The following is an 8191-nucleotide window of genomic DNA, read 5'->3' as shown; positions in this document are numbered from 1 at the left end:
CACGCCCCTGATGAGCGCAGTACCATCCCCCATCTGCACGGATGCCTCAGCCTCATTAAATGGTACAGAAGGAAAAACATACTCCGTACTCCGCTGCGCCATTGCTGCAGGTAAACTGAAAAACAATAGAAAACATTTTATAAAACTGATTCTGATGACCATATTCATCTCTTTGTAAGTTTATTTTAACAAATGCGGGTTGCTTACTTTCCATCAGGAAGAAACCCATTTTTTTTCATCCAGTCACAACATAGCGGGAACCAGTTATTCGGGATATGATCTTCGTAAATCCCAAAACCATGACCACCCGTCTGCAGGACATGCAATTCCCCCGCGACCTTGGCTTTCAGCATTGCATCAAAAAAGGTTAGACTGTTCTTTACCGGAATAACGTCATCATCTGCTGCATGGACCAGGAACGTAGGCGGTGTATGATGACTCACATGTTTATTTGTGCTATATAAATTTAATGTTTCTGCCGAAGCAGCTTTGCCAATCAGGTTTTCCCGTGTCCGGGATATCAGCGGGTCATAAATAATCACAGGATAGAGCAGAATCATAAAATCAGGCCTGAGTGATGTATTTTGCTTGTTTTCAATAACAACCCTGCCCAACTGGGTCGCCTCTGTAGACACCAGGTGGCCACCTGCAGATAAACCCATTGCACCTATTTTTGATGGATTTATGTTCCATTCCTTTGCCCTCTCCCTTACCATTTTAACTGCACTTTGGGCATCCTGTAGCGGGCCGATTGATTTATCTTTCATGATCCTGTCACTAGGCAAGCGATATTTAACAACAAAAGAAGTTACACCTCGCGCATTCAACGCCTTTGCAATTTCAACGCATTTTTTTTGTGCAAGAACAAAATATCCGCCGCCCGCAAAAATAATTACCGCAGTTCCGTTGGCCTTTTCCTTTTCCGGAAAATATACAGCAAGCGTGGGAACACTCACATTACTAGTGAGACCGTCGCTATCGGTTTGCTCTATATAATCGGACGGTGTTTTTATCGAATTTGGGATCTGCTCCCCGTAAAGCGGAATAATGGCGTCCTGGGCATAGCATAATGAAGTACTAAGGATATAGAGGATAAAAATTATGCTTTGTTTCACGCTGATAAAATTGTTAAAGTTTCCGATTGGTCATTCACCAAAATTATCTTTTCACCCATTTTAAAAATGTGCAAAAATGCTCAATTTACAAATATGCCTTTCTGAAAACCAAAGGCTGCACACCATATGCTGATTTAAAGGCCCTGCAAAAAGCACTGACGTTTTCAAATCCACATTCCCAGGTAATTTCGTGTACGGGTGTGTCTGTATTTTTCAGCAAATTCGCTGCTTGTTTGAGTCTTATCTGTACCAGGTATTGGTGTGGGGTATATTTAAAAACAGATTTGAATTGCCTGATCAGCTGGGGAACGGATAAACAGGCAGCGCTGCCAACGTCTTTTAAATCCATTGGCTCCATAAAAGTGGAGTGCAGGAAATCCTTCGCTATGCACAGGCGTTTGAAGATCTCGATTTTCGAGCTTGGTTTAATGGCCGAAACTTCAGTCAGTCTCTTAGATTCCGACTTAAGCGTTTTGATGAGATAACGCAGGAAAAAGACCAAATATTCTTCTGTCCCAGCGCTATAACCAGATTCTTCAAGGTCAGAAATGAGTTTAGTAAGTTCAAACTGTAATTGCGGTTCGATGGCATTCAGCGTCTGGAAAAACTCCGGCTGGGTGCCTTTCATCAAAAAGGGGTTGTCGAGTAATTCGATTTCACTTTTTAACACGTCCTGAAATATCGAAGCGGCAAAATCTTTTTGAAAAAAAACGGATAATCCCCTCACTTTATCCTGGCTATCTATCCTGCAGGAATAATCCTGTTCATCATTGAGAATCAGGAACTGTCCCGGCCGGACTGCAATCTTGCGTCTGTTCACGACATACCACTCCTCTCCCTTCAGTATCGTTTTGAAAGAAAGGCATCCTACATGTGCATCGCAAAAGCTAAAACTGCTGGCAGTATTAAAAATAACATTGCGCTCTTTAAATCTCTTAAAGTGTAATTCCTCATCAAAATCTGGGTCCGAGTGGTCCGGAAGTGAAGTTAAATACATACGCCGCCTATTTTCTTGATCTGAAAAAGTACTTGCAATATAATAATTATCAATCAGTTGGAAGTACTCACCTGGTTACCCTTCTGATTAATAAAATGCAGCCATCCATACAGGTGATAAACTTACCTACAATCTTATGTCCAACAACGCGTTTATTTGAAGCAAAAAAATCCCTGCTTCCGGAAGAAACAGAGATTTGAAAGTAATGATCTGTATTTTAGAAACCATACATACCACCCGAAACGGAGATCTGCTCTCCGGTAATCCAGGCGGCATCATCGGAAGCCAGGAATACGGCAGCTTTCGCGATATCATCGGGCTGCCCTCTGCGACCAAGCGGCGTGTTGGCGATAAACATTTTCTCATAATCACTGCCAGAAGTGACGCCCGCTGCAGTTGCACCTTCGGTTTCCGTAGCGCCCGGCAAAATGGAATTGATACGGACCTTTTGAACACCTAACTCTTTCGATAAAGCGATCGTGATGGCATCCAATGCCGCCTTTGATGCTGAATACAGCGATGCTCCCGGGAGCGGCATTTTGCTGGCACCTGAACTGATATTAATGATATTACCGCCTTTGTTACCAAACAGCTTTAAAGCTGCCTGGATCGTCAGTATAGGCCCCAGCACATTGATATTAAAACTGTTATGAAAAATTTCGGCTGATATCCCTTCAATAGGTGCATAGCCCTGATAAACCGCGTTGTTGACCAAAATATCCAGGCCGCCGAAAGCTTTATTGGTTTCTTCAAACAGCCGGGCTACATCCGCTTCGTTAGACACATCGGCCTGTACCGCAATGGCTATGCCTCCCTTGTCGGTTATGGCTTTCACTACGCTGTCCGCACTTTCTTTGCTGGACACATAATTCACAACTACTTTTGCACCTGCTGCTGCAAAATGTTTGGCAATAGCTGCACCTATTCCTTTTGGTGCACCTGTAACTACCGCTACTTTGTTTTCTAATTTATTCATTTTGAGAATTTTTAAAATTATTTTGATAAATAGGTCATGCCGCCATCCACCAGGAGTTCGGCACCCAACATAAACGAAGAATCATCAGAGGCCAGGAAAACTGCTGTTTTACCAATGTCAGCAGGTTGTCCGATCCGGCCTATCGGCATTTGATCTGCAAAGTGTTTTTTCACCGCTTCCATTTGTTCTGCCGGCACAAACTTGTCAAATGCAGGTGTATCGGTAGTACCCGGTGTAATCACATTTGCCCTGATCTTCCGGTCTAAAAGGTCGCTTGAAAATCCTTTGGCCAAATAGATCACGGCCGCTTTTGCAGCGCCATAAAGCGTAAAATTCGCATAAGCCCGGTGTGCCGCATTTGACCCGATCAGAATGATCGAACCACCGTCATTCATATAGGGCAATGCTTTTTGAACCGTGAAGTAAACACTTTTCAGGTTGAGGTCCATGGCCTGGTCAAACGCGGCTTCGTCAAAAGTCGCCACCGTTCCTACTGCTCCGGCACCCGCATTGGCCACAATAACATCTATCTTACCAAATTTTTCAGCGGTGTCTTTAAATACGCTTTCCAGGTCGGTCAGTTTAGTCACATCGGCATTGATGGCTATAAAATCATCCCCAAGTTGAGCCACCGAACTTGCTAAGGTTTCCGGGTTTCTGCCCACGATAGCTCCCTTAGCACCCTCATTCCTGAATTCCAGGGCAATGCCCAATCCAATGCCGCTATTACCGCCCGTAATCACAACTACTTTATTTTTTAATCTATCCATTTTTAAATATTTTGAATTTGTTTCTCAAAGTTACTATCAATAGTTTATATTTGTAACTAACACAGTTTATTCTGGTTACCGCTGGGTAACTACAAATTTTAAGAACATGAGAGACGAGAGATTTTGCGCTTCGAATTGCTCCTTTACGAGAGCGATCGGCACGATTGGTAATAAATGGAAACCAATCATCATCAATGTGATCGGCACCCGTACCGTTCGTTTTGGGCAGCTGGATTCCATCATACCGCTCATTTCAAGAAAAGTCATGGCCGAACAACTCAAAGAGTTGGAAGAAGATGGATTGCTGGAAAGATTGGCCTATAAGGAACTGCCGCCGAGGGTAGAATATAAATTATCTGAGAAAGGCTTAGCTTTCTTGCCAATTTTAGAAAGCATCAAAGAATGGAATTGCAAATATGAGGTAGCTCCGATGCCTGGAGAAACGGATAAAAAAAGTAGGGTCACTTACGGCTAGTTTAACCTGGGCAAAGACATACTCATTTCTTTCATTAAGCATAGTGTCTTAATGTTTCAATTGACAGCTTCTGTTGATTTGTAGTTTTGATGACGTTACCCAGTTTTACCTCCATTTTCTCGTGCATTTTTGGATAAAATTTCTCTTTGTTAGCTGTTTCGTTTCAAATATCAGCGATAATTTTTTATTAGAATTTCCCATCTATACATTGGTGCAATTCAGATAAAATATGACAGATAAAATTAATGGCCCTGAACAGGGCAGCATGTATGACAAAATCTTCCGCCTGTGACCTGCTAAGGGTTGAATTGAATTGTTACACGTTGGGAAACGCTGTAACCCACTTTTCTACGAGTGGTTGCCTAATCGGCATGCGCTGCGAGTAATTGCAGGGTCTGGGCACAGATGACAAAGTAACGAATTTATCGAGAGATAAGCCTTCAGAACCGTGAGGAGACGAGGGTACGGAGAGTTCTGCAATTCCGTTTAGTGCGAGGCAAGGATAGCATGGTTAAATTAATTGAACAAGTGATAAACGCCGTTATTTTGAGCAAGCCAAACAGGACTGACAGGCTTGAGCCAAAAGGCAAAGAAAACAGGACAAAGAGCTTTGGAATCTCTTTGCGTAGACAATAATGTTTCCGGTGGACAGCTTGAACCTAAACTATCAAAAGTCAATTCAATCAACAGGGAAACCCCGTTTGTTCGCCGAAAAGGCAAGATGACCGTAAGGAAATCCCATGGGCAAGCGGGTCGAGGAATGAGGCAAAAAGCGAACGGTTGTCTGTAATGGACAATATAAGGGATGAAAAGATCGCCCTGTGGCGAAAGCCAGCAGACGTGCCTCTAGGTGATTACTGGCAATAAATTTAGAGAACTTAAAATTCAAGAAGCAAAGCAAATGACTGCAAAGGCAACTTTAGCGGGTGCAGCTCCTACACAGCTGAAATGGACAGGCCTTAATTGGCCTAAACACGAAGCTGTGGTCAAAAAGCTCCAAATCAGAATTGCCAAGGCAGTAAGGGAGAATAGGTATGGCAAAGTAAAGTCCTTACAACGCTTATTAACCACATCCTTCTCGGCTAAAATACTAGCCGTAAGGAAAGTTACACAAAACAAAGGGAAAAGCACCCCAGGCGTAGATGGAAAAACCGCCAGTAGCCCTAAGCAAAAGATGGAAATAGTATCTCTTTTAAAACGAAGGGACTATAGGCCAAAACCATTAAGAAGGATATATATCAAAAAGAAGAACGGGAAACAGAGGCCTCTCTCAATTCCTACTATTCTGGACAGGTGTCAGCAACAACTGCACTACCAGTCCCTAATCCCAATATCGGAAACCACATCCGATAACACCAGCTATGGATTCCGGCCGGAACGAAGTTGTGCAGATGCAATCGAACAGACCTTCCAAAACTTGTGCCGGGGTAACTCGGCAAATTGGATTATGGAAGGTGACATCAAAGGTTGTTTTGATAATATTAGCCATGAATGGATGTTAGAGAACATTTGCATGGACAAAACCATCTTAAAGAAATGGCTTAAAGCAGGGTACATCGAAACCAAAAAGTTATTTCCAACCTTAAAGGGTACTCCACAGGGCTCAATTATTTCTCCTTGTCTTTCCAATTTTGTACTTAACGGAATTGAAAAATTACTGGATGATAACTTTGGTAAATTAAGGCTGGGTATAAACCTGGTCCGCTATGCGGACGACTTCATTATCACTGGGAGAAAGATGGAAACCCTGGAAAGGATTAAAGTGCTGATCATAGAATTTCTAAAAGAAAGGGGATTGGAACTTTCGCTTGAAAAAACGAAAGTAACCCACATCCACGATGGATTCGATTTTCTGGGTCAAAACATCCGCAAATACAAAAACGGCAAACGATACAAACTCCTGATCAAACCATCTAAAGACAACGTAAAAACGTTTCTTAAGAAACTAAGAGAAGGAATACGCCAAAGCGGAGCACTAAGCCAGAAAGAGTTAATTGCATACCTTAATCCAATAATAAGAGGATGGACAACTTACCACAGATCTGTAGTCTCCAAAGAAACATTCCATAAAATTGATCACGAAATCTGGAAATCATTATGGAAATGGGCAAAAAGGAGACACCCTAAGAAAGGTTCCCATTGGGTGATGCAAAAATACTTCACCAGGATAGAGCTAAGAAACTATTGTTTTAGAACTAAGGAAAAACTCAAAAGTGGGGCGACCACAGAACGCTACCTGTTCAAAGCCTCGGACATGAAAATAATCCGCCACCTAAAAATCAAAAATAAAGCGAACATCTTCGATTCGCAGTATGAAGAATACTTTGAATGGAGACATTCGTGTAAAATGACACACAGCAAGACAGGAAGATTGACATTAGAGCTGCTTTTAAAAAGGCAATCCAATAAATGCATCTGTTGTGGCGGAGCTTTATATACGACAAACAAAGGAATAGTCCATTTGCTAACCAGTAGGTTAAAGGGTGGAGATTACAAAATCAGTAATCTCTGTATTATGCACTTTGGATGTCATAGAAGAGGTTTTGAATATGGATTTGTGTACCAACTGCCGACTACGTCAACAATACGTAGTTAGTTAATTGCTTGAGCCGTATGTGCTGAAAGGTGCAAGTACGGTTCTTAAGGGGGAAAGGGGCAGTAATGCCCCTGACCTACCTTCCGAAAATATGGAAGACACCCTACCCGACGTTATTAAAGATGTACTCCATCTCCATATCGTTAAAAGCGAAGAGATCGCAGATGATGTTCAGCACACCAAAGAACGCAAACCTGATCTTTTAAAAAGAGTAGAAGATGACCAGGGAAAAGTCTTTATACTCCACATTGAATACCAGCGCGACAACGAAAAAAATATGGCTTTCCGCATGGCAGAATACAGCATCATGCTGCAAAGAAAACACGGACTGCCAGTGACCCAGTTTGTGATTTATATTGGTGCAGGAAGACCCACTATGCCCATGCGGATCAGGAACAAATACCTCCATTTCTGGTATAACCTGCTTACATTTTCGGATATCGATTACCAGGTATTTCTAAACTCAGAGAAAATAGAACAAAAGATGCTGGCCATTCTCGGTGATCTCCAAATTGAGGATACAGAAATGATCTTACAACAGATCGTTCAGGAAATAGAAAACAAAGGTATTGGAGAATTAGAACAAGGAAGATATTTAAAACAATTGCGCGTTTTAATGCAATTGCGTAATTTAGAGAAAACATCGATTAAAAATATGGCACTAACAGGAAAAATATTTGTAGAAGAAAAGGACATCTTGTACATCAGAGGTGAGATTAATGGAGAGATTAAAGGTGAGATCAGAGGCGAAATTAAAGGTGAGCACAAAAAAGCCTTAGAAGTTGCTCAGGAATTGAAGAAAGAAGGATGTTCATCATCATTTATAGCCAAAATCACCAAACTTTCGATTCAGGAAATCGAAGCTCTTTAGTACCCTCCCCCCAGTTCTTCCAATTCTTGGAAGAACGCGCGCCAAACACTCCAATTTTCTGCGCATAACCACAAAATACGATATTAACACCTACATTATAAGAACAATCACGTACACAATTGATGCAATCGCCAAAACTGAAATGGCGGGCATCAGTTAGATACCCGCCATTTTTGATCCGATTCTTTATTCTTATTTCGAAACTTTGCTAGAAGTTACAACTATATTAACTGATTCCGCAAGTTGAGCATCCAGATCAGCATGAAATACAGGGCTCGATGAAACAGTTTTTAAGGCTGCAAATTGGTTTACATTGATTTGTGAAGCATCAGCAATTACTGATATATGGCGTTCTGCAGATCCACTTAATTTCAACGAAGAAGCATCTTTG

The 8191-nt window shown here is 41.8% G+C and carries 8 protein-coding genes; 3 read left to right on the top strand and 5 right to left on the bottom strand.

The genetic code is table 11. From position 1 onward, the window contains the following. Nucleotides 1-203: 203 nt before the first annotated feature. The 4 genes from VNZ46_RS24495 to VNZ46_RS24480 all read right to left on the bottom strand — a co-directional run bounded on the left by VNZ46_RS24495 (nucleotide 204) and on the right by VNZ46_RS24480 (nucleotide 3858). Entirely contained in the window at nucleotides 204-1115 is a 912-nt protein-coding gene (locus VNZ46_RS24495; RefSeq protein ID WP_325563533.1) for an alpha/beta hydrolase, read from the bottom strand. Between the two features lie 85 nt (nucleotides 1116-1200). Continuing rightward, on the bottom strand, nucleotides 1201-2112 hold the full coding sequence (locus VNZ46_RS24490) for an AraC family transcriptional regulator (RefSeq protein ID WP_325563531.1): 912 nt from the start codon (nucleotides 2110-2112) through the stop codon (nucleotides 1201-1203). Nucleotides 2113-2329: 217 nt separating this feature from the next. Next, nucleotides 2330-3088 carry a glucose 1-dehydrogenase gene (locus VNZ46_RS24485; RefSeq protein WP_325563529.1) on the bottom strand — a complete coding sequence of 253 codons (759 nt, stop codon included), beginning with the start codon at nucleotides 3086-3088 and terminating at the stop codon, nucleotides 2330-2332. A 17-nt stretch (nucleotides 3089-3105) separates the two neighbouring features. Next, nucleotides 3106-3858, bottom strand: a complete 753-nt coding sequence (locus VNZ46_RS24480; RefSeq protein WP_325563527.1) for a glucose 1-dehydrogenase — start codon at nucleotides 3856-3858, stop codon at nucleotides 3106-3108. 106 nt (nucleotides 3859-3964) lie between these two features. Between VNZ46_RS24480 and VNZ46_RS24475 the strand changes: the two genes are divergently transcribed. The 3 genes from VNZ46_RS24475 to VNZ46_RS24465 all read left to right on the top strand — a co-directional run bounded on the left by VNZ46_RS24475 (nucleotide 3965) and on the right by VNZ46_RS24465 (nucleotide 7800). Beyond that, entirely contained in the window at nucleotides 3965-4333 is a 369-nt protein-coding gene (locus tag VNZ46_RS24475) for a helix-turn-helix domain-containing protein (protein WP_325563525.1), read from the top strand. Nucleotides 4334-5234: 901 nt separating this feature from the next. Then, a complete protein-coding gene (gene ltrA / locus VNZ46_RS24470; RefSeq protein WP_325563523.1) occupies nucleotides 5235-6929 on the top strand; it encodes a group II intron reverse transcriptase/maturase in 1695 nt (564 codons plus the stop codon). A 91-nt stretch (nucleotides 6930-7020) separates the two neighbouring features. Next, nucleotides 7021-7800, top strand: coding sequence for a hypothetical protein (locus VNZ46_RS24465; RefSeq protein ID WP_325563521.1), 780 nt, complete (start codon nucleotides 7021-7023; stop codon nucleotides 7798-7800). 192 nt (nucleotides 7801-7992) lie between these two features. On the opposite strand, the gene VNZ46_RS24460 is transcribed toward VNZ46_RS24465, so the two are convergent. Continuing rightward, on the bottom strand, nucleotides 7993-8191 hold a 199-nt coding region (locus VNZ46_RS24460), incomplete at its 5' end, for a hypothetical protein (RefSeq protein ID WP_325563519.1).

The organism is Pedobacter sp., assembly GCF_035566355.1.
In the GTDB taxonomy this organism is placed as follows: Bacteria; Bacteroidota; Bacteroidia; order Sphingobacteriales; family Sphingobacteriaceae; genus Pedobacter.
Note: the sequence above shows the minus strand (reverse complement) of the source record. Positions and strands in the feature narration are given on the sequence as shown.